The following is a 24335-nucleotide window of genomic DNA, read 5'->3' on the forward strand; positions in this document are numbered from 1 at the left end:
GGTTTTTAGGAGGGTTTACTGATCGATTATAGTTTGTTTATGGCATCTATATATGATTATACCTGTGGCAAGTTCAATGATTTCTCCTTCTGCCCCAGAATGTTCTAGATCACATTGTTCACTTAAATGTACCTTTAAAGCATCGATATTTTGTCCAGTTGTTATAGAGATAATTTGGTTCTCAATTTTAATTCTGGCTTCATAAGGGTCTTTCTGGCTGCGTGAGTTCATTATCTATACCTCCAATTTTTTATACTCCTATATACATTATAGTTAAACGCCTTCAAATAAATGCACAGTTGGGGTTAAAATTTGTTTCTCGACTATTAATACAATTCAGCTGACAGCAACAGGGGGTAAATCAATTTTAATTTTGCCGCCCCATGCGAGCCTTAGCGCATTAACAATGGCAATTGCATCAATTACTTCCTGAAGAATGGCGCCAGTTACTGGAGTGATATAACCAACTGCTGCAAAGCTCATCCCAATGACACTGAGTAGCATTCCTCCTACAGCACTTTGTAATGCAATCTTGCGAGTATCCAAACTCAGATGAATTAATTCATCTACTTTTTTCAAAGTGTTTTCCATGATTACGACTCCGGCAGCTTCCGAAGTGATATTGCTGAATTGACCAAAGGCAATTCCAACTGTTGCTGCAGTGAGTGCTGGAGCATCGTTAATCCCATCTCCCATAAATACTGTAGGCGCTTTTTTTCTTTCTTCCCGCACAATGGCAAGTTTTTGTTCTGGGCTTTGTGACGCATGAATTTCTTTCAAATTTAACTGGGAGGCTAAATATCTTACTTCTGATTCGCGATCACCAGACACAAGCATTATTTTTTTAAATTGGTGGGAAGGGGATAAATGGCCAATAAAGGATTTCCCCTCTTTACGTGGTGCATCATGAAAAACTAAGGAACCTACAAATTGTTCGTCATAGAGAATAATACATTCTAAGCCTTGTGATTCAGGTGGAAGTTCGCTGGCAGATTCTGGCTTATGAAGCAGAAATTTATTGCGGCTGGTAACATGAATCTGATGACGTTCAATAATACCTATTAGTCCTCGCCCTGGTTTTTCAGAAACTTGAGAAGCATCAAGCAATTTTAAATGACGCTCTTCAGCAGCCTTCAGAATTGCAGGAGCGAGAGGATGCTTTGAATAACGTTCTAAACTAGCTGTGTATTGCAAAATGTTATCTGAATTTAGGGGAGTGTTTTTGGCAACATGGATTTCTGATAATGCGGGTTTACCATAGGTTAACGTTCCTGTTTTATCGAAAATTGCAGTTCTACAGGTTGGTAATCGTTCAAGAACTGTTGGGTCACGAATAATAATACTTTGTTTTGCTGCCATAGAAATCGCACTAATCAAGGTAATGGGAATAGCAATAAGTAAAGGACAAGGTGTTGCGATGACGATTACTGCGAGAAAGCGCATCGAATCCCCACTGAGATACCAGGCAGCGCAAGCAAAGATTAAGGCTAATGGAGCAAAAATGGCCCCAATCTGGTCTCCTAATCGTCGTAAAGAAGGTTTTTTTTGTTCTGCTTCTTTAAGTACCTCAACAATCGCTGCATAACGTGAATCGGAAGGGAGTCTGACTGCCTGGATAGTTAACGGAGATTCACCATTGATTGCACCAGAAATTACAGGAGTTCCAGGCGCTTTGGATATCATATAAGGTTCACCAGTCAGATAGGATTCATCCATCATGCCATGCCCCTCCACAACGTTGCCATCGACGGGACAAATTTCATAGGGATAGATCACAATGTCATCATCAATATGAATATCATCTAATGTGATGTCTTCAATTTGATCTTTTGTTTTTCGATGTGCTTTAGTTGGCATACGGGCGGCAAGCGCCATTAAAACAGAGGACGCTTTACGCATGGCATATTGTTCCAATGTTTGTCCACCTGCTAACATGAGAATAATGAGGGCAACAGCCAAGTATTCATGGAGGAAGGTACCGGTGACTAATGCGATAGCGGCCAAAGAGTCTGCACCTAAATTCCCTTGAAACAATTTGCTTACAATTTGCAAAAATAAGGGAATACCTCCAATGATTATGATGATTAATAAAGGAATTTCCGCGAATTGAAAATCCATTATTTTCATAAGGAGATATAAGAAAATAGCAATCAATGACAGGAAAAGCACAATCATTTTCCATTTCGATACTATGGGTAAAGAGAATAGGTTCATTGTTTTGAGTTGAGTTTTTTTTAAATAATAGTCAAGGAGTTATGGAGATTCAAGATTTGTACGGTGTTAGTTGTAGCCTGGGTGCAGCGCAGCGGAGCCCGGGAATTGGTGATTTAAAACCCAGGTTCCGCTGCGCTGCACCCAGGCTACAAGGCACTCAGGTTATAAAGATTAGTTGCATAAGCTCTTATACGCTGCAACCAAACTATTGGGATTAGAAACAGGTAAGTCGGTATCAGCACTCCACATAATGGCGCCTTTGAGTTGTTTGTTCTTGATAAATTTGCATACCTCTTTAACTACCTCTGGAGATTGATAGCCAACAAATTGTTTGGCTGTTGGACTGTAGAGATAAGAACCAGTAATAAAAGGGGTATTATTCTCATCAAAGGCATTGACTCGATAGTTCTTATAATTGAGTTGATTTATCAATTTATCAACGGATTTATAAGGCACTAAACCATCTTGTATCGAATATTCAGAGGCAAAATGGCTTGCACCGGTCCAACGTTGTTCAAAGCCTGGAAGATCAAGGTTTTCACCAGATTCTACCCCAGAAAATCCCCGACCATAGGCCGCTAAACCCACTTGTAATTTTTCTTTGGGCATCCCGTATGCAAGAACTTGTTCTGTAATGGAATCGGTTGCGTAGTTAATAGCAAACTCATCTTTATGATTGGTATCCGGTTGTTTTAAATAGGCATGAACTGCTGTATAGGGATCACCACTTTGTGACCAAGGTCCATGTAAGTCATAGGTCATTAAATTAACACTGTCGACATAGTTTGCAATTTGTTTAAACCAACCTCCATCAACAGATTGATTGATTAGTTCCAAATAGTCCTTATTGACTGTGATGGTTACAGAGATATATGCCTCTTTGCCTAAAGTTTGTCGACTGGCTTTGACTAAATCAAAAAGATGTTTGTAGTCAGCAAGAGTGCTCGCATCAGGAGGTAGTTGGCCGCCTGTTTGCAGATCAATAGGTGGTTCAAAATCATAATCAATTCCCTTTAAATTTTTAAAATGATTCATCCAGGATTTAAATTGATTTAAAAATTTATCTTGATTGGCGAAGATGGCGGCAAACGTAGCGGTGCTGATTCCTTTATTATCTGTCGTATTTGCACCACCAACTGCAATGATGCGCTTTGCGGTATATTTATTGGAATTAATGAAAGCACCAAAACTGTTGAGTTGTCCCACGCCTTTTTGGTCTGTGTAATTAAATAATTCTTTTTGACCCGTGTTGCCATTCATTTGCACGGAAGAACATGCACCTTGATTTGCTGTACAAAAATCAAGGAAATCTTTCGTTTCCGGCGGTAAAGGTGAGATCCAGGAACCTTCTAAAGGCAGCTCGCCCCAAAGATCTGCAAAATGCATTAAACCATCCCAGCTGGAGGGGATTTGATATTGAGCTAGATTAGGATCTTTGCTATTCCAGACTTGTAAAAAACTCCAGGCTACGACATCCGCTTTATTAAATTGAGCAACCATTTCCGGATTATAAACATAAGCCAATTGCCCATAAGGTCGACCAATTTTATACGCGCCATCATATTCGTAAGGGGCTTGACCATACATGGACCAATTAGTTGTGTATAAAGTTAACGTTGCATTTGCTACTACAGGAATCAGAGAAGTAGTAAACATGGTTAATCGAATAATTTTCTTCAAAAAAGTCATTATGGATCTCCAATGAACAAGAAGTTAAATTTTAATTCTGTTCATTGGTCAGGAACCACTGTCAATTGTGACAGGGGGGAATCATAAGATTAATAATTGATATTCTAATGCTTTAGCCAAAGACTGATATTTATTTTTTGTACCTAATTTTTTATTGATTTTCTGGATATGAAAATTAACAGTTCGCTCACTGATTTCAAGCCGTTGGGATATCTCTTTGACAGAATGTTGTTCCGCAATCAGCAGTAAACACTGAATTTCACGCTGGGTTAAATGAAATGCTTCTTTTTCACTGACCTGATCTAAAAGATGAGTTTGAATGTAGTGATAGTAGAGATGTGCTCCAACAAAGAATTCATATTGTGCACGGTTATCCTGTAAATTACATTGCTGATTTTGCATTTGTACCAATAACAAAATTGCAAAATTATTATGTGGCCCATGAATAGGAATGGACAAGCCCGCTTCTGCACCAAAGGCAATAGAATCTTCGCGCATTTTGCGCTCTGATTCACTGGCCGCTTGTGCCAGTTGCTGTTTTAAATTCCAATAAATGGGCAAATGATTGTTATAAACAAAATTCAGCGTACTATCGATATTGTGATATTGTTCTGCAAGGTAGTGTTGATGCCATGATTTGAAATTGTCAGAACACATATCATATTTTAATTGATTGGCTGAATTTGGATGATAGGCATAATAAGTAAATGAAAATGTTGTAATCCCTTTTTTATTTAAATAATAACTTAAGGCTCGATCACAATCAGTAAGCGAGCATGCTTGCACTAATTCATCCTCTAAGGTTACGAGTAAGTCAATCATACTGATTCATCACTCTAAAAGTTGTAATAACAAGTATTATATTTGCTGCAAAAATATAAAGAAAAAAAGCCGAATAACCGAGTTGCTGCTCGATCCAGCCACTAAATGCACCAAAAAATACGTAACTTAAGGCCATGATGGAAGTACAAACAGTGTACATTGACATGGGATAATCACTTTTGTTGGCTATTCCCAAGAGATACCCCATATAAGTTCCATTGGCTAAACCTACAGTGAACTGATTCAGTAAAATAACAAGATAAAGTAGGGGATAGTTTGTATTAAAAAGAGGGAATAAAAGATAAAGTGAATGGCCAAGAAGCAAGAATACAGTGACATTTTTGACGCAGTGCTTTTGTTGATAACGTGTAAGAAGCCAACCTGAGGAAAAAATACCTAACATCAAAAACACACTACCGAAAATCCCATACAGCTGTCCAACTTGATATAAATTGAGCGCTAATCCTTCTTTATCCAACATAAATAAAGGGATAATTTTTTGCATCTGTGCTTCGGAAAAATTATATAAAAAAATGAAGAGTAATATGGGGAAAATTTTGTTACTGGAAAATAGTGCTTTTAAAACTTGCTGATAGTTCGGATTAATTGATTCAATATTTAGAGAGTTGTTTTCTGGGATTTTAGCTTTATGATAACAGGTAAGTAAAAAGCTAATAACAAACAAACTGAGAAAAAATATGCGCCATAAATTAAATTCATAATACAAAGCGAGACTACCAATAAAGGCCAATAAACCTCCTTTAATGATCAGTCTTCCCATTTGATAAAAGAAACTGCGTAACGCGACGTATCTTTTTTGTTCTTCATTATTTAAATTAAGTAAATAAATACCATCGGAAACAATATCATGAAGCGAGGAAATAAAGGCAAGACTTGCAAAACCCAATGAACTCATTATGAGAAAATAGGGGGTATCGACACAAAATGCTATGATCATAAAAAGTAGGCTTAAAGTGATTTGAGCATAAAGGGTTAATTTTTTTTTCGTAGCACGATCTTCTAAAAAAGGTGTGAATAGAGGCTTAATTGTCCAAGGGATCATAAATAAACTGGTTAAAAACGCAGCATGTGTATTAGCCATCCCATACTGCTGGAACATGATGGTTGCGATCAAAGCGACGACCACATAGGGTATGCTTTGAAAAAAATAGAGACTGGCTATCCATTGATAATTCTTTGGAGATACTGAGGAAGACACGTGCTAATTCCAATCTATTGTTGCCCATATTGTAACATAATTAGTCATTAATGAAAGTTAATCGTTCACACAATGTTATTAACTTAAGCGTTTTATCTCCTATCCATAAATATAATGTAGGTTAGTGCCAAGCGTAGCGTTTATGAGTCTTAAGAGGGTTCTGTTACAGGATGAAACTCTTCATCAGACTCTATTTCTACTCTCATTCTGGAAATATAGCTCTCTAAGGATTGTTGTTGTTCTTCAGGATGCTGACTTATTATGTTCTGTATTCGTTTTGCAACATGGAGCATGTCTATAGCGCGTATTGATTTGATTGTATACTGAAAACTCATATTCTCATTAATGTAAGAGACAATTCCTTTTATGTTCGCGGGGACTTTTACATCGACTATGGGTTTAGCAGAATATAGCTCAAGATAGATACTTTCTTTCTCTGAATTAGAAACGACAGGATCAATCAGACGAGCTACTTTTTGCAAATGTTCAGAAAGATTTGTTTTACATGACTTTTCATCCATGAGCCAAGCCGCAAGAGAAAAAGAATTATCTTCCATCTCATAAGCTACATTTGATTGATAAATGTATCCCCAAATCCCTTCTGTTTTTTTTTCACAAGCCAACATGACATAGGAATGTCCAGGAATATCAATGCGAATAATTTTGGGTAAATCTTTTTCGAGCGCCTCAATGAGCGGGGTCAGCGATTGAACTTCTTTTTTTCCAGTTATCATTATATCGCCAGTCATCATTTTACAAAATGTATTTGCTATATCACCACATCCCACTGGCGCGAAAATAGCTTCGGCTATAGAGGTATTAAGCATTCCAGTTTTTTCCATGGATAAAAGAATTTTGACTGTGGATTCCAAGTCTATTCCGCATAGTGCTAAATAGAGTCGAGCATCAGCTACACTGTTCAAGCGTTTTGCATAGGCAGACAATACCAGTTTTCGAAAGGCAGAATCAAAGTCATCTAGTGAAAAATGGTCAGATGAAGCGAAAAAAGCAAGTTTGCTTTGCATGAAAATAGAATAAAATTATATATTGTTATACAATATTGCAACTTTTTGTTATTTGTTGCAAGAATTATAATCAGCGAAATATGTATTATGCATGAACCTAAAAAATATAAATCTTTTATAGAAATCAATACGTTTAAGGTCCACGTCCAAGCGATACTTAATCGTCTAAAAAAACAAAATAATCTTACTGATGTAGTTCCTGCGATTAATCTTATTCTTGATGGGGGACCCTTCGATTTCTCTTCCTCCTCAGCGGAAATTATTGCTTTAAATTCTCTTTTGCATCACCCAGAGCTGTATATTAAGAATATCGACCCTCAAGTTAAAGAAAACATTTATTCTGAAATTAAAGAAATTCTAAAGAATTTTATTCGTGAAGTTTGTGACGTTAATGATGATTCCATTTGCGCAATGCCTGCGCAAAGGGTTTGAAAATGATTGATTTAAATTCAATTCATTGATTTTCTCATTTATCTTCATCATTTTCAATCCAACAGTCACTGGGTCCACCAGGGGGTGTTGGACGGTTTGGTAATGGTGTTGGATGAAATGTTGCGCCTTTTTCATTTCCTGTAAAGCGAACTGCTTCTTTTTGCCGATGTGAATTGATAACTCGGTTCAAAGTATCAATAAGGCTTTGATTTTTAAATAGAAAAAAAAGATCGTTATCTTGGGTGGTTGTATCCGTTTCGCACTTAGTCATCATAAATAAATTGGCATCATTTTGCTCAGCAAAGCGAGCAATTTCACGTTTTGCCTGTAGGTTCTCTTGTTTGCTCATTAAGAGGAATGGAAGCTGAATGAGATTAAGATCTCCATTACCCTCCGCATATTTTGCATAGGCTACAGAGATATTTTCTTTATTTAATTCATGCAATAAATCAGAATCATCATAAAGTCTGTAAATAATTTTTTGTTTTTCTTGGTCTGAGTTCGCTATTTTTTTTGTAATAAATAATTTTGTATCACTAAATTCGTTGAACTCAGCAATTACTTTTTCTTCGCCTCGTGCAAATTGTTCTGTAATTTTATATTGCATAATGAATAGATCATCAGTAATCAATTATTGTTCATTTTGCAATGAACAATATAAATTATATCATAAACGCTCAAAATGAGCGCCTTACTATCCATGCAGGTAATCCATTTTCGTGAACGTATGCGTGCCCATGAACGTGCCCAAAAAAGCAAAAAGCGCTGTCGTAGGTAGTCTTCTTGTCTATGCATCACTAAAATGCTACGAGTTTTTCGGGCGCACACGTTCACGTTGTTAATGACCTCTTAAGCTTTTTTGATTATCTGCACATAACTTTTACCATCTTCTCCAACGACAACACCATGAATTTCAGTTGCAAAACCAGGTAATTCTTCTCCTATATCATCCAGCATGAGTAAGAAATCAAGAATTGATTTGCATTCATCCGTAATTTGTTCCCCTGGCATAATTAAGGGAATACCTGGAGGGTAGGGCAGGATCATTGCAGCAGAAATTTTATCTTTTAATTGTGATAGAGGGATAAATTGTGTTTCTTGTCTGATGAGTTTTTGGTATGCCTGATGAGGTGTCATAACGACTTTAGGTAGTGTATCAAACGCATGATACATCACTTGAGGTAAATTATGTTTTTGCATTAAACCATGGATGCTTTTGGCCAGGGTTTGAATGGACATTTTTTCGTAAAACTCAGGATGTTCTTGATACAGTTGCGGGAGTATGGTTTTAACCGGTACATTTTCATCATAAAACTGTTTAAATTTATTTAAAGCAGCCAATAAGGCCATTGATTTTGCACGAGTAATTCCTAAACTAAATAAAAACAACATGGAATAGGGCCCTGTTTTTTCAACAATGATTCCATGTGAAGCAAGAAATTTTTCCACAATTACCGCGGGAATACCCCAATCATCTAATGTATCATTTTTGATTCCTGGTAAAAGCACGGTTACTTTCACTGGATCCAAAAACAAATGGTCCTCGTCAACATGATGAAAACCATGCCATTTTTCATTGGGTTTTAAGGGGAAACAAGACGATTTTCTTTCTAGTGTGGGTTGCCACACATCAAAATACCAATCAGAACTTTGTTTTTTTAAGCGTTTTACTTCCATGCGGAAATCTAACGCTAATTCAATCGCTTCATTGATTAAATCATATCCATGATTACCGGCCATCATTGCTGCAGAGACTTCGCAACTGGCGACAAGAGGGTAAAAAGGGGAGGTACTCATATGCATCATGTAATTGGCATTAAGAATGTCTTCATTAAAAGAGCCTTTAACGTGGATCATGGAGGATTGACTGAAAGCGGCCAATAATTTGTGAGTTGATTGCGTTTCAAAGATCACTTGATCCTTTTGTGGTGTTAAGCTGAGTCCAAACTTTTCAGCGTAAATGGGATGAAAATTGGTATAGGGGACCCAAGCACTATCAAAATGCAAATGCTTTACCTTAAGCTCATTTTGAAGAGTTTCAACTTTATACAGTATGCCATCGTATGTGGAGTTCGTAATGACTGCATAAGTAGGCCAAGCAGTAGCCTCTGGATGCTCAAGAATTTTATCGTGGATTGCTTCTTCTGAGTATTCCGATTTAGGGATCCCACCGAGAATTCCATAAGTATTCCGTGTTGGTTTCAGATAAATAGGAATCACATCAACCATCATCAAAAAATGGGCGAGTGATTTATGGCAGTTTCGATCAATCACGACTGTATCACCGGAAGTTGCCGAATACATTCCCACTATTTTATTTGATGTGGAGGTACCGTTGGTTACAATCAACGAACGATCACTTTTAAAGATATTGGCTATAAACTGCTCTGCCTCTCGTTGAGGTCCTGAATGGTCTAGTAGGCTTCCAAGCTCTTCAATTGAAATTGAAAGATCTGCGCGAAAAATATTCTTACCAAAAAAGTCATAAAATGCAGCACTGGTGGGATTTTTTTGAAATGCTGTTCCGCCTAAATGGCCTGGGGTGCAAAATGCATAATTCAATTCATGCACATACTTCATTAGCGCTTTGGTAAACGGAGGTAAAATTTCTTGTTGGTATTTTTCTATAGCAAGTACTATTCGTTTAAAATCATCGTGCGCTAAGTTAGCATCATATTGCAAAAAATCCAGGGTGAGATCAAAGTCACTCAGATTAATGTCAATAGAGGCATGCTTATTTGTCATTGCAAAAATAGGTAACAATTTATTATGACTTGAAAAATGATGTAAGTCATCGAAACCAAAATCATCCCAATCATAAAGAATAGTGACAATTCGTGGATTTAAGCTGCTTACATCATAGGCATCTTTTAATGAAGTACAGACAGTGAGTTCGTAGTTTCGCTGCGTTAAAAACTCTTCAAGCATGCTGATAAAGTGCTTTTTGTACTCTTCAATTTGTTGTGCGTAAACAATAAGAATATGATTCATATGCAATCCTTTACACCGATTAGATCCCTAAAATGTACTTTAGCTCAATATGAAGTAAATGGTATATTTTTTTATAACGATTTGTAGCACTATATGCACGGTACGTAGACGAAAAAATTTTGTGGAATTGCTTGGCAAATAGGTCACAGTCTAATCGTTATGTTGTTGCTCTTTCTGATTCATGTGATTCATGCCTAAATTTTTTTAAAATCGTTTGCAAAAGGAACGGGTCGTAAAATTCTCTCTCAGATCAACAAAATCCATCAAACTAAACTATACTAACCATGCATAACTGTATTTTTAATGAACATAACTGATTAAATAATTACAAGGAGCAGTATATGTTATCAAAAAACATGAAAAAGATTATAATGATCTGCGTTTTAAGTGGCTTTATCTCTAATTCTTTTGCCGCTTGGGGATATCATCGCGGTTATACTGTCTGCCGTGGGGGCAATTGTCACCATAAGAGTGTTAATAAAGGTTGTATTAACGGTCATTGTGGTACCTCGCGATCTTTTTCTACCTGGCATAGATAATCATAGTTAGGTAAGAGAGCAACGACATGCTCTTATTGAATTGAAGCAACGTAAAAATCAGTGAACTTGGTTGGGTTATTTTTGACCCAACCTAAACTTTATATACATTCACATCGTCCTTGAGCTGCTTGGCAATCTCATCCAAATGATGAATAAAGGTCATCATTTCCTTGATACTACTTGAAAAAGTGGAGGTCGTGCGATTAATTTCATTCATACTGTCGACAATTTGCTCAATTCCAACGGCTTCTTGACGAATGGCCACCTCTATATGTTGGCTTGCAATCGAAGCATCATTTATCATTTTACTCAGAGTTTGAATGACTTCACCGGCTTTCTCAATCAATTTTGCACCTGAATCCAGAGTCTTAGTACCTTCCTCGGTAACAACAACTGCTTTTTCAGTAGCGCGTCGAATGTCCTCAAGAATTTTTTGCACTTGTACTGTGGATTGCTCTGATTGTTCGGCAAGGTTTCTTACCTCTTTAGCGACTGCCGCAAAACCTTTTCCAGATTCTCCAGCTTTTGATGCTTCAATTGCTGCATTCAATGCCAACATCTTTGATTGTTGCGCCAAAGTATTTACCACTGAGGTGATGTCACCGATTTGTTGGGTGCGATTATTTAAATCAAGTATGGTTTGTGCAATAAGCTTCATTTTTTCTTCTGAAGCTTTAATACCATGGATACTTTGTTCTACGGATTGTGTACCTAATTTCCCTTGCTCATAAGTATTTTTAGCAACTTCCCGCAGAGTTTGTGCTTTTTCCATGGTTTGTTTTGAACTCTTATCTATTTCTTCCAGTGAAGCGCTGATTTCATTAATAGCCGATGCTTGCGAGGTAATACTTTCTGCTTGTTCATCTGCAGAAGTGATTACCGTGCTAACCATAGTGACTATGTTATTACTGACCTTGGTAATATTGTTAGTGATTGATGCCAAGCCATCCGTCATTGAGTTTAAATCCTGGCCCAAATCTTGTAATATGTCCTCTTCATCGAGTTCAAGACGTTCGCGAAGATCTCCAGCAGCAACTTTGCTGCTGTATTCGCTAAATTTTTTTGATGAGTTGACTAATTGTTCATATAATGCTCGAGACTCCTCTTCTTTTTTACGAAGAGCCTCGTCATTTGCTCCGATCGCTTCTTGCATGGCCTTAAGCGCTATAAACAGTGTTCCAAGTCTACCTGTTGAGCGAAGACGAATGGGTACATTACGCTCACCATCTGCAATTCTTTTCGCAATATTAATGGCATAATCTACAGCGTGTAATATCGATCTCTGGGTCACATAAGGCACAATAATAGTTAAAGCGATGGTTAAACCAAGTAACCAATAACCTAATTCTCTTAAAGAGTTTAAGCTGGTATTTATTTTTACTGAATTTTTGGAAATTTCGGCTGAAACATCATTAAAAAGCCCTCCTATTCTTTTTCCTGCTTCAGAAGAGTATTGGCCATCAACAAGATTAATCATTTTGTTTATAAGATCTCGTGTCTTATTTCTACTATCCTCTACATTATTTTGGTTATTAGGATCTCTATGTGCATTGATTATTGCTGCTTGAGCTTCATAAAGAGGCCCATACAATTCTTGAAGCTTGTCCCATTCCTGTTGTATTTCTGTATTATTCAGCCCGATGGAGTGCATTCTTTGATCCCATTGATTGCGGTTTTCATTAATTTCATTCCATATGCGTGCAAAATATTCTTTATCCTTGGGGTCACCGGTCATGGCCCAATGCTCAATAATATCTTGAGTTTCATAAATTTCCGCATCAAGAACTTGCGGTAAACTTTCACGAGCAATTACTTGGCTTAATTGGATGACACTATCTATTTTTGGTAGCAGTAGAATGGCTAATATCAATAAAGGCAAACAAAGTGTCATAAAACCAATAATCAACCGGGAACGGATCGAAAGAATAAAACCTTCTTTGTCGAGCATTTTGTCCATATCACTCTCCTATTTTCTATAATTCTAGATTTTTTTTACAAAAATAGCTCTGAACTAAATGAGATAGTTCAAAACGAGAGTTGCACTTATTAAAAGTTTTAGGAAAATTTGGTCTAATTGTTCATTCTTTATTTAATTAGGGAATTGTCGGGCCGAGGCCCGACCTGCTATGCTGACAATAACTTATCTTTTGGAGGCACGAAGAGAAATTGCAATGAGAATATAGGTCCAACCACTGACTATCATATCAATTGCAATAAACGTTCCAATTATCCATAATCCACTCATTGGCCAATGCAATAAAATTAGGATACCAAGAATTAAGGAAATCACTCCTGCAAAGAAGATCCAACCCCAGCCTTCGGTATCGCGTAATGAAATAGACATGGTTATACGAGTAACACCAATAACAATAAGTGTCCAAGCCAGTAAGGCAGTAATAATTGTAGAGGCTAACAAAGGATCATATAAGATAATCCCGGCTCCAATGAGGTACAATATGGCAACGCATAGTTCCCAAATGGTACCCCTCTTTTTTTTATATCTAAATGCATCAGCAATGTGTGATAGTCCAGAAAGCATAAGTAGCGCTGCAAAAAAATACATGCTCACTATGGTTAATGCGATTTCCATACCTAAACCAATAAATCCTAAGAGTAACAGGAGCACCCCAAAACCAAAGAGCAATCCACGACGAGGTTTTATGGGTTCTGCTTCAGGATGATGAACAACATTATGTGTAGTAGCCATATCAGTTCCTTTTGATGTGTCTCACTTTAATATAGCTTATTTTTAATGTTGATGTAGCCAAATAGGTTTAATTTTAAAAGAAATTCAGCGGCTTATTTTAAGAATTAGTGTCTGTTTCTGTAAAGGAATAAATTTCTGGAATAATAATGTTGCGGAATTTCTTGCCATTGAACAATCCGTAATGGCCTACTCCTTCTGCAAGGAAATATTTTTTCATGGTGTCAGGCAAATTTTTGCATAAACCGAGCACGGATTTTGTTTGTCCTACTCCAGTAATGTCATCCTTTTCCCCTTCAATTGCCAAAATAGAGGTGTGCTTTATATCTTGTAAGCGCACATTATGACCGCGTGATTTGTAGCGACCCGTTGTTAACAGTTTTTCCTGAAATACTGTATTTATTGTTTGCATGTAAAATTCTGCAGTCAGATCCATGGTCGAAAAATATTCAAGGTAGAACTTGATTATTTTAAAAGCAGCTTCTTTTTGGTTGTCTGCGTATCGATCTACCGCTTTTTGCAGTGACTCGGCATGACGTTGAAAATTCATACTCATAAAACCTGCAAGTTGCATAAATCCAGGGTACACAAGCCGCATGGCACCTGGAAAACGAGAGGGGACAATCGAGATGACATTTTGTTGAAACCAATCATCTCCCCTGGAAGAGGCTAATACGTTTACCGAGGTAGGTGATTGACTCGTATCAATTGGCCCTCCAAGTAATATCGCCGTACGAGGAACATTGGGTGAATTATTGGTGGACATGAGGGCAACGGCAGCTAAAACAGGCACAGTCGGCTGACAAACCGCCATCACATTTAAGTTAGGAGCAAGCAAATTTAAATAAGAAATGATGTAATCAATGAAATCATCTAAATCAAATGAGCCTTCAATTAAGGGTACATCACGGGCATTTTTCCAGTCGGTAATATAAACATCATACAAAGGGAGTAAATTTTTAACTGTATCTCGTAATAAGGTTGCATAGTGTCCGGACATTGGTGCAACGACGAGTAATTTGGGCAAATTTAAATGTTCGGCGTTTACTTTTTTAAAACGAATTAGGTTGCAAAAACTTTTTTTGTTTATAAGTTCTTCTTGAACATCGTAATATTCATCTTGGATTTTCACTTCATTAATATCAAATTTGGGTTTGTCATAAACGCTGGTAATTATATGAAATATATAAGAATAACCTGACATCCTGCGAAAATGACCTGAAGATGCCTCTAACATGTTCCTCAGCACATCTTGCCCTTCATCTGACATGTAAGGAACTTTAACGGGCAAATCAATATTGTCAGAAATTCTACGTAGACGTTTTGCCAGATTGTCGAAATAATCTGAGTAAGGTTGGAGCAAACGCATATTAAAATCATAGATATTGTAAAGATAACGATTATCAAGAGGGTTAAAAAGCATATACGTGCCTCACCTATTTTTGAAACGATGCACTGGGATGGTGCATCACAATATTAAAGTAATATACACAAAACTCTAAAATAGCAAATTCCAATTGAGTTTGAGTTGATTCCTAATCAATGTGCATTCCTTTAAGATTTCACCCAATTTTGAGAATGATAATAGTAGTCTCTGACCTCCTGTTGAATCTCAGTTGCTGCTATTCCCACTTTAAATTGTAAAAGAAGCATTTTGACGCTGTTCAGACGTTGCTGAAGAATAGTTACTAAGGAATGTGAATTTTTTTCTGGTTTTCCATAAAACTCAGCATTTAAATGGGACTTCAATTGATCCGCTTGTATGACGGAGTCTAAAGTAATTGCGTTGAATGATTGTAATAAGGTGTCTTCGAGTAAATGAGGATCTTGAGCCATATTTTTCTCAGCTGTAGTAATTGCTTCACAAAAACCTTCGAGCATGGAGTGACTAATGGTATCTTCTTTAGACATATCAAATAAATCAGCAATTATTGTATGAGGTAGAAGAGGTGCAACCAATTTATCAAAGGGGAGTGCGTAACCATGACGATAATGATCTCTATAATTTTGTCCAAAAAATGAATAACTTACTTTTTTAGTCGGAGAAAAATTGGGGTCATCGAAGGCCAGTGTATCGGCATGTCGTCCTTTATAACTTAGAGTACCACCACAACCAAAATCAACAATTGCAGCTCGTTTTACATTATTTTTATCCATACAATAACCTGAATTCATTAATTTGGAATTTAACAAATCCCATAAATTAAAAACTAGGGCAACTGCATACAACTGACCAAGAAATCGTGCTTCTTCGGAAGTAAGCGATAAATCATCACGTTTGGGTAATTGCTTACGCTCGAATAACGGTTCTGTTTTGACCACTTCTTTTTGCGATAAAAATTCGGAGAAACTATTGATGAATTTTGAGATGACAGCAATTGATTTATCTTTATCGACATGTAGGTAATTTTCTGGGACAACTAAAATTCCCTCAAACATTTTTTTAGCCAGACGAGGAATTAAAATTTCGAGATAGGCACTTTCAAGTTTTATTGAAAAAATATGCTCCATGGTGTCAAAGGAGGGTTTTTGCAGTTCCTCATGAGAAAGATATCCTTTAAATACATCTTCCTTTGTTAAAACATCAGGCTTTTTAATTAGATAATAGGCACCAAATTGATCACTTAATATTCTTTTTTCAGTGATTCCTTTTGATAATGAGGAAGCAATTTTATTAGGCAGCTTATCTTTTTTTATTTCCACGAGTTCAATATCATCATGAAGCTTTGGCATGATTTATCTCCTGCGAAGACCCTATTGTTGTTGATTATTTATTTCATATTGAATAAAAAATGTTTCCTTATTTTCATCTTATTACACAAAGAATGAAAAAGGCACTATTTTAGCTTAGCAATGTCAACTGATAGGGAATAAAATCGATCGCCAGAAATAATACTTCTAAAGAGTGTGCGAAGCAGCCCAAGCGCCAGATGGGCGAATTTTTTGAGGATTGTAGTGGGAAGAAAAGATGAATAAGCGCCACGCTACATGTACTGGCCACCATTGATATCTAGGTTAGAACCCGTGATAAATCCTGCATCTTCACTCACTAAAAAAGATACTGCATTGGCAATCTCCTCTGGTTTTCCAAGTCGGCCTACAGGAATGCTTTTGACAATCTTATCGACAACTTCTTTTTTCATAGCAGCCAGCATGGAAGTTTCGATATAACCAGGAGAAATAGTATTCACAGTGATCCCTTTATTTGCAACTTCCAGAGCCAAACTCTTGGTAAAACCAAATAAAGCAGATTTTGTCGCAGCATAATTGCATTGACCCAATTGTCCTTTCCGACCATTAATGGATGAAATACTAACAATACGCCCGAAATTTTTTTCAATCATGAATGGAAGTACATTACGCGTGATATTAAAAGTACTTGTTAAATTCGCATCAATTACGTGTTGCCAATGATGCGGTTCCATTTTCTTTAAACTGACATCGCACGTGGCTCCGGCGTTATTTACCAATACATCAATACGGCCAAAGCGCTCCATAATTGAATTAGTGATTGCTTCACAATCAGAAAAATTGACCAGATTTGCAAAGAGAATTTCAATATTAAAACCCGCTTTTTTTTGTAGAGTTTGCCATTGCAAAACTTCATCATGCTTACCATTTTTAAAGTAACATGCAACCACATTATAATTCGCCGCGAGACGTCTGCAGATTGCAGTACCTATTCCTCCAGTGCCTCCTGTAACAACAGCTATTTTTCTCTCCATGAATAAATCTCCGCTAAATATAGGATGTTGTTTTTTCTGTATGCTAGATTAAATTGTTTTGATATTATGCAAAACACTATCGTAATATGACTTATGAGGTTTACATAACTGCGGTAAACCCTAATAAACTCGAAATACTCAGTGCGTCACAATAGATGGAAAAGCTGCTAAAATTATAATAAGAGTGATTTTTGTGATGAAGGAACCGGAGTTATCAAGAAAACGAACCAATTGTTGTTGGGTCCAGTTTGGGGATAGCAATATCCAGCTGTATGAATTACTTGCTTTCAACCTAGTACTCCCTCACTAAGGAAATGGATATGGATTTCACCGACGCAGCTGTTTTTATCGTAGATGACGATCCTGAAATTTGCCAAGCACTTCGTTGGTTATTTGAATCAGTAAACATCCCAGTATACACCTATGCAAATGCCAAAGATTTTCTTGAAAGCTATAATTTTAAGCAAAAAGGCTGTTTGATTATTGATGTGCGCATGCCGATTATGAGTGGCCTGGAGTTGCTGGAGCAACATCTTAATAAGTCAAGAACTCAGCTTTCAGTGATTATGATCACCGGCTATGGCGATATTTCAATGGCTGTACGCGCTATGAAGGCTGGAGCAAGCGATTTTATTCTTAAACCTGTAAATCACCAACATTTACTCGAAATTACGCAAAAATGTCTTAAACAAACGTTCAATTATACCGTTCCACATCCTCAATCTGATTTTTTTGAGCGTCTCGAGCGTTTAACCAAACGAGAGCGTCAAGTAATGGATTTAGTTATTGAAGGAAAATTAAACAAGCAAATTGCTCATGAGCTTGATATATCTATATCCACCGTAGAAGTGCATCGTGCAAACGTGATGCGGAAAATGGAGGCTAAAACTTTAGCTGAGCTCATAAAAATTAATCTAATTCATACTCTTAGCGCCAATAACTCTAATTCTTTAGGCGAAATACCATAAACTCATTGCTTCTCTTTTAAAAAACAACATCTTGTTTCGTCTTAAGCCATATCAATTCGTGATGAAGATAAAGATCCATAAATAATCAAAATGGCAGAATTGCTTTTTATTTGGGTAAAAAAAGTATATTATTTGATTTTTTTGCAATTTAGGGAAAAATCATGAAATTTCCATATGTACCTGTTTCCGAACTTCGTCGATATTTTAACCAATTGAGCTTACCTCAATTAATCGAAATTAACCGTTCTTATGGGCCGCATTTTGAACAGTTGGACGATAGAATCGATCGCTGCACTAACGATTTAGCAGATGCAAATGCTCGTTTAGCCCAGCTTAACCAAAGAAAACATGATCATCAACAAACTTATGATGCAGTAGAAATCCGCGAAGCAGTATATCAAAGTACTCGAAGGAGCGTACTTGCTGATTCAAGTAGAACCAGTCGATATCTTGGAATGCAAGCGGTAGGCTCTTCTCCGATGGAACTGTTTGATTCGGAGTTACTTACCATAAATACTGAAATTTCAAAAGCAAATAACCAAATTGAACGTTTAAACGATGTTATTGATAATTTAGGAAAAGCGAAAACAGGCGCTATTTCTGAATTAAGAATTTTAAATAGTATTATGGACGAAAAGAAAAAAGAGGTACTCGAGGAAACTAATACAACGCAACCAAGGGGGTTGTAAGCTTTATAACAGGATATGAGGGAGCCTCACTTTTGATTCCCTCTCCCCTTAGGCGCGAGGGGAAATAAAAAACGGAGGCTACCTCAAACTGTTAAGCTCAAGCCTATTTCAAGATATCCTCAGTATAAATAAAATTGTCCCTTGCTTTCTTCATCAACATTTTAAATTGTTGTAAATGCTTTTCAGTTGCTGTTGTGGAATGTAAAACAAACTCAGAAACACATAACGCAAATAGAAGTCTGCGGATTTCCCAGACTGTTTCTTGAAAAATATCAACTCGTTTTTTGGCTTCAGGACTAATTTTAACTTCAAGCTTCAAATTTTCAGAACTAATGGCGATAGGCGCACAATGTTTAATGACTTGACCTCGCAATTTTTCAACAAAGATAAAGCTATTAACTTTTTCAGCACGACATTTGACTATTTGCCGCATAGTATCGTTAAAAAAATTGTACACTGTCATCTGGTGAAATAAATAAAGCTTTTGTGAATAACGATAGGCTTGAAATAAAAAATAATCCCCCACCAAAACAATAAAGACACCAATCAAAGTACAGATACCACGATTCAGTACCATTTCAAATGGTCCTTCAGGGGAGTTTGCATCTGTTGTTTGTGCTAAGAGCAAAAAAACGATAATGGTAATAAAAAAAACACTGATATCATATCGTTTGGTATTGAGTGTGGATACCGCGAATCCAATAATCGCGATGATAAATACAACGGAGACAAATCGATAATTTAATTGCATGAGATAAATGAGGGGAATTAAAACTAATAAAGCGGCAAAAGTGCCACCAATACGATGAATTGCTCTTCTAATAATTAGTCCAGGCTCAATTCCTGCGCTGACCATAATTACCGTGAGCAAAACCCACCACTTATGGGGAATAGTCGTAAATAAATAAATCCACATGGCAACCATAAACATAATTGTCAATTGGGTAAAGCGTGCATAATCCAGCTTCTTTTTTAGTTTTTCCGCAGTGAGCATAATTTATTCCAACGGATAAAGGCTTGTTGTAAACAATGGGCGATATAAAACTGCAATTGAGTTTCGGGTTCTACAGGCATGGCCGGCGTTCCACAGGGAGTATAAGTTTTCATGTTGAGCCTCAGCCAATGGAGATTATCTTTGACGCCATACCAAAATACTTCATTCTTTTTCTCATAATATAAATTGTCCAAAGCATGTAGAATATTTCGTATGTTGACCGAAACACGATAAGTTTGCATGATGTACTTCTTAGGAATCAGTCGCCGATAATTTCGGACCATTCCAAAATGGAGAATTTCTCCTTCTATAGGACGCTTCTGATCTTGATTGATGGAGGAATCAATATCTTGCTCAAGGCATTCAATGAACTTTTGCAGCGCTCTGTTCCAGACGATCAAGTACATATTGGGAAAAAATCTCAAGCAAATGATGGCAAAAGTTATCGATAATGCAGTGGATGAAATAAAACCATACGCAACTTCAAGATTGGCAGGTGGATCAGTGCCTAGAACAACTGCTCCAGTAGCGATAAGCAACATAGTTAAGCTTTTTAATGCGTAGAAATATTTTAATACGCAAAAATAGGTTATAGCGAAAACAAATACTGAAAAAAAGAAAAAGACACCATAAAATGGATAAACAAGATAATAAGACACGCTAATGAGCGTCACTGCAATGCCGATAAAAAACACTAACCATTCTTTTTCTTTAAAAGTGGAAAGCACAGGTGCTTCATAAAGGGATAACAAAAGAAAAGGTGCGAAAAAAGTCAGAAAACTTACGGGTTGAAATAACCAATAAACATATACTTCTACAGTCGCAACAACAAGGCACTTATAAAGAGTAATTCTTTGTAATGCATACGGATCGACCTCATCAAGCCATTGCTTAAACTTTGATATAGACATAAGCACTTGTTCCAAGACGTAGTGGGTAATTGGGATCAGGATCAGTGATTCGGATAATCACCGGGAGTCTTTGGGGTAATAAGATCCATTGATTTTCATTGATGACATTTTGTAACTGGGTGCGGTTATCCACTAATTGCCGATTGGCCGACCAATAATCTGAATCAATAACACCATGGAACATTTTTCTTCCTAGATACATTCTAGGGAATATTAATACTTTTGAACCTTTACGCACTTGGCCTAAATCGGTTTCATTAAAGTTTGCTTGAATGTAAATATTATCCGTATCAACTAAAGAAAAAAGAGGTTGATTAATATTTACTGGTGTACCAATACTAAAAAACAAATTTTGAATAATCCCATTACTTTGTGCATAAACGTCTGTTTGTTCCAAATTGACTTTAGCATTATTCAAACGTGCATGAAGGGATTTAATTTCATTTTCTTGTGCTTTGATTTGATGTTGATCAATTTCCAATTGTTTTAAAGCGGCCTCCCATCTGTATTGAGCTGCTTTTGTTTCTTGCTGAGAATTTTGTAAGGTAATCAGCGAGACCGATTTTAATAAATAACCTTTATGAAATTTTTGATTATCCAATTTGAGTTTAATGTAATTTTTTTGTTCGTTTTCACTGAGTTTGCGATTGCGTTCATAGGTCGCCTCTAAAGCAGCCAGTTTTGCCTCAGCACCAGCTAAATCTGCACTGAGTTGTTCCAGAGCATAGATGTAGGGTTTTTTAAAGACAGTGAAAAGCTTTTGGCCTTTTTTGACAACATCCCCATTGTTTACATAAAGACCTGTAATATAGCCGTTAGCAAGAGCGGCAACAGGGCGTACATTATTGACGACAAATGCATTATCAGTGAAAGGGAATAAAAAAGAAAAAAGATAGATAATTGTCGTTAAGAGACCAATAAAAATGATGACATTGGCTATTGTGACCCGATGTTTAAATCGAGTAAAACCTTTTTTAATGCGTACACGAATTCGAGTAAATTTTATCATAAAATGCAAGTTTCTCATTAAAAATTATATTAAATGTAGCCTGGGTGCAGCGCAGCGGAACCCGGGTTCGCTGCGCTGCACCCAGGCTACATTCTATTTACTGTAAGCATACCCCCCAGCCAAGTCTTGATACAAAATAACCAATGACAAAGCAAGTTCCAATTTAGCTTGATTCGTTGAAAGTGCCAAGTTATCTAAATAGATTTTGCTTTGTAATAATTCTTTGTAAGAAATTAATCCAGTTTTTAGTAGCCCTTGTTGTAATTTATATTTATGACGGTACTCTTTTTCGGCATGTAAGTACGCCATAAATTTTTCATTCATACGTTTATTGGCGGCATAATCACTATCCACTTCTTTTAAAATTCGCTTCGCTGTTTTAATGAAGTCAGAGATTCTTGCATTATAGGCACCTTTACTTGCTGCAATTTTACCTAGAGAACTTGGCGTAATGGTCCAAAGAGCGTACGCATCAACTGCTTGAGCAAAACTACTGTGCGGTAAATGAACTTCACCAAGAAAATCATCGAGTTGCAACCCAGGGAAGAAATCACTATAGGCCACTTTGATTCCTTCATGGGAAGCTTTTAATGCATAGCGCGCCATTTTTAAGTCAGGACGATTATTTAATACCGTAGCAGGTAAACTGCCGGGTTTAAAGCGAGAAAAATCTATTTTGGCGAAATTATTTTTATTCTTAACTTTTCCTGGATTTGCATTGATCAAATAACGAAGTGCATTTTCACTGAAGACAATATTATACAAAATAGGTTTAATTTGAGCTGCAATGAGTTGTTCATCGGATTGCAATTGGGCCAGAGTAATGTCGTTTTCTAAGCCGATTTTGATTTCTCCTTTGCTCAATTTAATTAATGATTTTAAGTCATTATCTAATTGCTGTAATAATCTTAATTGTTCTAATTGAGCGATTAATGTGAAGTAAGCTGATGCTACTTGACCAATTAATGTAAGGCGCATTCCCTCAATTGCGGCAAGACGATATTGAACATTATACGTAGCCTGTTTCTGTTGCGTATAAAGTTTCATAATATTCAAAAAATAATAGGGCCATACTCCAATAAATCCACCGGGTGCTCCCAGTGCGGGATTTGTAGAATAACCTGCAAATATTTGTACTAGCGGGATCCAACTGAGTTTTACTTGCTGCAACTCACCTTGTGCTTGTTGTAAGTTTCCTATGGCAATATGAATGTCCATATTATTATTCAAGCCAGCTTCAATCAATTGATTTAATTCAACATCATGGAATTGCTGCCACCAAGCAACATAAGGCAAATCATCGACACGTTTATAATCCTTTGTACTGGAAGGAAATTGAGATGGTAAAGAGATTTGCTGTTCAACATGCCGATTGCAGCTTAACAATCCTACTACCAATAATATTAACACCATTATTTTCTTAAACATGAATCGATCATCGCATGGAGTAGAAATGTTTTTGCCATTGTCATTGCATTAATTTTATATCATTAGATATATTCCTTGAAATGATTGGGGTTAGTCAACCATCATCTCTTTTATTAGACCTCTTCCACAGTAGGGTTTTGAAAGAGGTCTATTCATCCCAAGTTGAATCACTTAAATGTTCGTCCATGGCTTTACCTGGAGCACATTCTTTTGAGAAATAGCCGTCATTACGTTTCTTGTAATAGTCATTGTAGTAGTCAAGAGCATTTTGTTTCGCGATATTATCTGGGACTCCAAGCAATTTTGCTGTACGGTAGTTTCTTTGTACTGCCTCACATTCAGTTTTCGCTTCGTTGTATTCACCGCGGGCATGCATGCTTTCATGGGTCAGGATATCCAAACTAATCAGCTCTTGCATGTTTGCGAGTGCTGGATGGCGTAAGTAATCCATTAATAGGGAACATCTCGGATATTGAATAACAATATATCCCGTTTTAGGGTCTGCATGACCATAAACTCGAACTTCTTCATCAAACAGTGTGTCAAATAAAGTATTGCAATGTACTTTTGCAGGGTGATTTTCAGCAAGTTGACCTGCGATTGATGTTAAAAAACGTTCAAAGTACCAGTGGTGATATGGAGGCCAAGCAAATAACAAAGCCAAGCTTAGCACCACAATGAGATATCCTTTGGATATAGGTAAGTTCCCTGTGAGCTCTCGATAAACTAACCAGAAGAAAAATAGAGAAATCAGCGCCCAGAGCATGATGGTCCTTTTCATACTGAGAAACAGAAGACTTAGTAATTGATATAACATGAATTTCAATTAAATTATAGGCTAAGAGTGCATATAATGGTGTTAACTTAAGCATTCTAACCTCTTGTAGCCCGGGTGAAGGCGAAGCCGAAACCCGGGGAAACCTGCTCCAATAAAACCCGGGTTCCGCTTCGCTGCACCCAGGCTACAGGGCTATGA

General features: G+C 36.9%; 21 protein-coding genes. 3 read left to right on the forward strand and 18 right to left on the reverse strand.

Going from position 1 to position 24335, the window contains the following annotated elements:
• Nucleotides 1-15: 15 nt before the first annotated feature.
• The 6 genes from Lstg_RS02770 to Lstg_RS02795 form a co-directional block, all read right to left on the reverse strand.
• Nucleotides 16-231 (reverse strand): hypothetical protein, encoded by a 216-nt coding sequence (locus Lstg_RS02770; protein WP_058476144.1) that lies wholly within the window; start codon nt 229-231, stop codon nt 16-18.
• A gap of 105 nt (nt 232-336) precedes the next feature.
• Entirely contained in the window at nt 337-2214 is a 1878-nt protein-coding gene (locus Lstg_RS02775; RefSeq protein WP_058476145.1) for a heavy metal translocating P-type ATPase, read from the reverse strand.
• Between the two features lie 171 nt (nt 2215-2385).
• On the reverse strand, nt 2386-3903 hold the full coding sequence (locus tag Lstg_RS02780) for a glycosyl hydrolase family 18 protein (protein ID WP_058476146.1): 1518 nt from the start codon (nt 3901-3903) through the stop codon (nt 2386-2388).
• An 81-nt stretch (nt 3904-3984) separates the two neighbouring features.
• Nucleotides 3985-4725: a helix-turn-helix transcriptional regulator gene (locus tag Lstg_RS02785; protein WP_058476147.1), complete on the reverse strand. Its 741-nt coding sequence runs from the start codon at nt 4723-4725 to the stop codon at nt 3985-3987.
• Nucleotides 4718-5944, reverse strand: coding sequence for an MFS transporter (locus Lstg_RS02790; RefSeq protein ID WP_058476148.1), 1227 nt, complete (start codon nt 5942-5944; stop codon nt 4718-4720). Before Lstg_RS02790 ends, Lstg_RS02785 begins: the two co-directional genes overlap by 8 nt.
• A 149-nt stretch (nt 5945-6093) precedes the next feature.
• On the reverse strand, nt 6094-6969 hold the full coding sequence (locus Lstg_RS02795; protein ID WP_058476149.1) for a hypothetical protein: 876 nt from the start codon (nt 6967-6969) through the stop codon (nt 6094-6096).
• Between the two features lie 87 nt (nt 6970-7056).
• Here Lstg_RS02795 and Lstg_RS02800 point away from each other — a divergent pair, with 87 nt between their 5' ends.
• A complete protein-coding gene (locus tag Lstg_RS02800) occupies nt 7057-7401 on the forward strand; it encodes a hypothetical protein (protein ID WP_058476192.1) in 345 nt (114 codons plus the stop codon).
• 34 nt (nt 7402-7435) lie between these two features.
• On the opposite strand, the gene Lstg_RS02805 is transcribed toward Lstg_RS02800, so the two are convergent.
• The 7 genes from Lstg_RS02805 to phbB all read right to left on the reverse strand — a co-directional run bounded on the left by Lstg_RS02805 (nt 7436) and on the right by phbB (nt 17360).
• Nucleotides 7436-8008 (reverse strand): hypothetical protein, encoded by a 573-nt coding sequence (locus Lstg_RS02805; protein ID WP_058476193.1) that lies wholly within the window; start codon nt 8006-8008, stop codon nt 7436-7438.
• A gap of 242 nt (nt 8009-8250) precedes the next feature.
• Nucleotides 8251-10392 carry a lysine decarboxylase LdcC gene (gene ldcC / locus Lstg_RS02810; RefSeq protein ID WP_058476150.1) on the reverse strand — a complete coding sequence of 714 codons (2142 nt, stop codon included), beginning with the start codon at nt 10390-10392 and terminating at the stop codon, nt 8251-8253.
• A gap of 630 nt (nt 10393-11022) precedes the next feature.
• Nucleotides 11023-12888, reverse strand: coding sequence for a methyl-accepting chemotaxis protein (locus Lstg_RS02815; protein ID WP_058476151.1), 1866 nt, complete (start codon nt 12886-12888; stop codon nt 11023-11025).
• Between the two features lie 183 nt (nt 12889-13071).
• Nucleotides 13072-13638 carry an HdeD family acid-resistance protein gene (locus Lstg_RS02820; RefSeq protein ID WP_058476152.1) on the reverse strand — a complete coding sequence of 189 codons (567 nt, stop codon included), beginning with the start codon at nt 13636-13638 and terminating at the stop codon, nt 13072-13074.
• Between the two features lie 97 nt (nt 13639-13735).
• Entirely contained in the window at nt 13736-15058 is a 1323-nt protein-coding gene (gene phaZ / locus Lstg_RS02825) for a polyhydroxyalkanoate depolymerase (RefSeq protein ID WP_058476153.1), read from the reverse strand.
• Nucleotides 15059-15189: 131 nt separating this feature from the next.
• The gene (locus Lstg_RS02830; protein WP_058476154.1) at nt 15190-16368 is read right to left on the reverse strand and encodes a hypothetical protein; all 1179 of its coding nucleotides are present in this window, start codon (nt 16366-16368) and stop codon (nt 15190-15192) included.
• Nucleotides 16369-16619: 251 nt separating this feature from the next.
• Nucleotides 16620-17360 carry an acetoacetyl-CoA reductase gene (gene phbB / locus Lstg_RS02835; protein WP_058476155.1) on the reverse strand — a complete coding sequence of 247 codons (741 nt, stop codon included), beginning with the start codon at nt 17358-17360 and terminating at the stop codon, nt 16620-16622.
• Between the two features lie 320 nt (nt 17361-17680).
• Here phbB and Lstg_RS02840 point away from each other — a divergent pair, with 320 nt between their 5' ends.
• Both Lstg_RS02840 and Lstg_RS02845 read left to right on the forward strand, forming a co-directional pair.
• A complete protein-coding gene (locus tag Lstg_RS02840; RefSeq protein WP_058476156.1) occupies nt 17681-18328 on the forward strand; it encodes a response regulator transcription factor in 648 nt (215 codons plus the stop codon).
• Nucleotides 18329-18489: 161 nt separating this feature from the next.
• Complete coding sequence (locus Lstg_RS02845) at nt 18490-19017, forward strand: hypothetical protein (RefSeq protein ID WP_058476157.1); 528 nt, start codon at nt 18490-18492, stop codon at nt 19015-19017.
• A 103-nt stretch (nt 19018-19120) separates the two neighbouring features.
• Here the strand turns inward: Lstg_RS02845 and Lstg_RS02850 are convergent, their stop codons facing one another.
• The 5 genes from Lstg_RS02850 to Lstg_RS02870 all read right to left on the reverse strand — a co-directional run bounded on the left by Lstg_RS02850 (nt 19121) and on the right by Lstg_RS02870 (nt 24125).
• Nucleotides 19121-20011 (reverse strand): FUSC family protein, encoded by an 891-nt coding sequence (locus tag Lstg_RS02850; RefSeq protein ID WP_058476158.1) that lies wholly within the window; start codon nt 20009-20011, stop codon nt 19121-19123.
• Nucleotides 19990-20922, reverse strand: coding sequence for a hypothetical protein (locus tag Lstg_RS02855; RefSeq protein WP_058476159.1), 933 nt, complete (start codon nt 20920-20922; stop codon nt 19990-19992). The genes Lstg_RS02850 and Lstg_RS02855 overlap by 22 nt, the downstream gene beginning before the upstream one ends.
• Entirely contained in the window at nt 20903-21931 is a 1029-nt protein-coding gene (locus Lstg_RS02860) for an HlyD family secretion protein (protein WP_058476160.1), read from the reverse strand. The genes Lstg_RS02855 and Lstg_RS02860 overlap by 20 nt, the downstream gene beginning before the upstream one ends.
• Nucleotides 21932-22024: 93 nt before the next feature.
• Nucleotides 22025-23359, reverse strand: coding sequence for a TolC family protein (locus Lstg_RS02865; protein ID WP_058476161.1), 1335 nt, complete (start codon nt 23357-23359; stop codon nt 22025-22027).
• A gap of 148 nt (nt 23360-23507) precedes the next feature.
• On the reverse strand, nt 23508-24125 hold the full coding sequence (locus tag Lstg_RS02870) for a hypothetical protein (RefSeq protein WP_058476162.1): 618 nt from the start codon (nt 24123-24125) through the stop codon (nt 23508-23510).
• Nucleotides 24126-24335 lie beyond the last annotated feature (210 nt).

It is taken from the genome of Legionella steigerwaltii, assembly GCF_001468065.1.
Taxonomy (GTDB): Bacteria; Pseudomonadota; Gammaproteobacteria; order Legionellales; family Legionellaceae; genus Legionella; species Legionella steigerwaltii.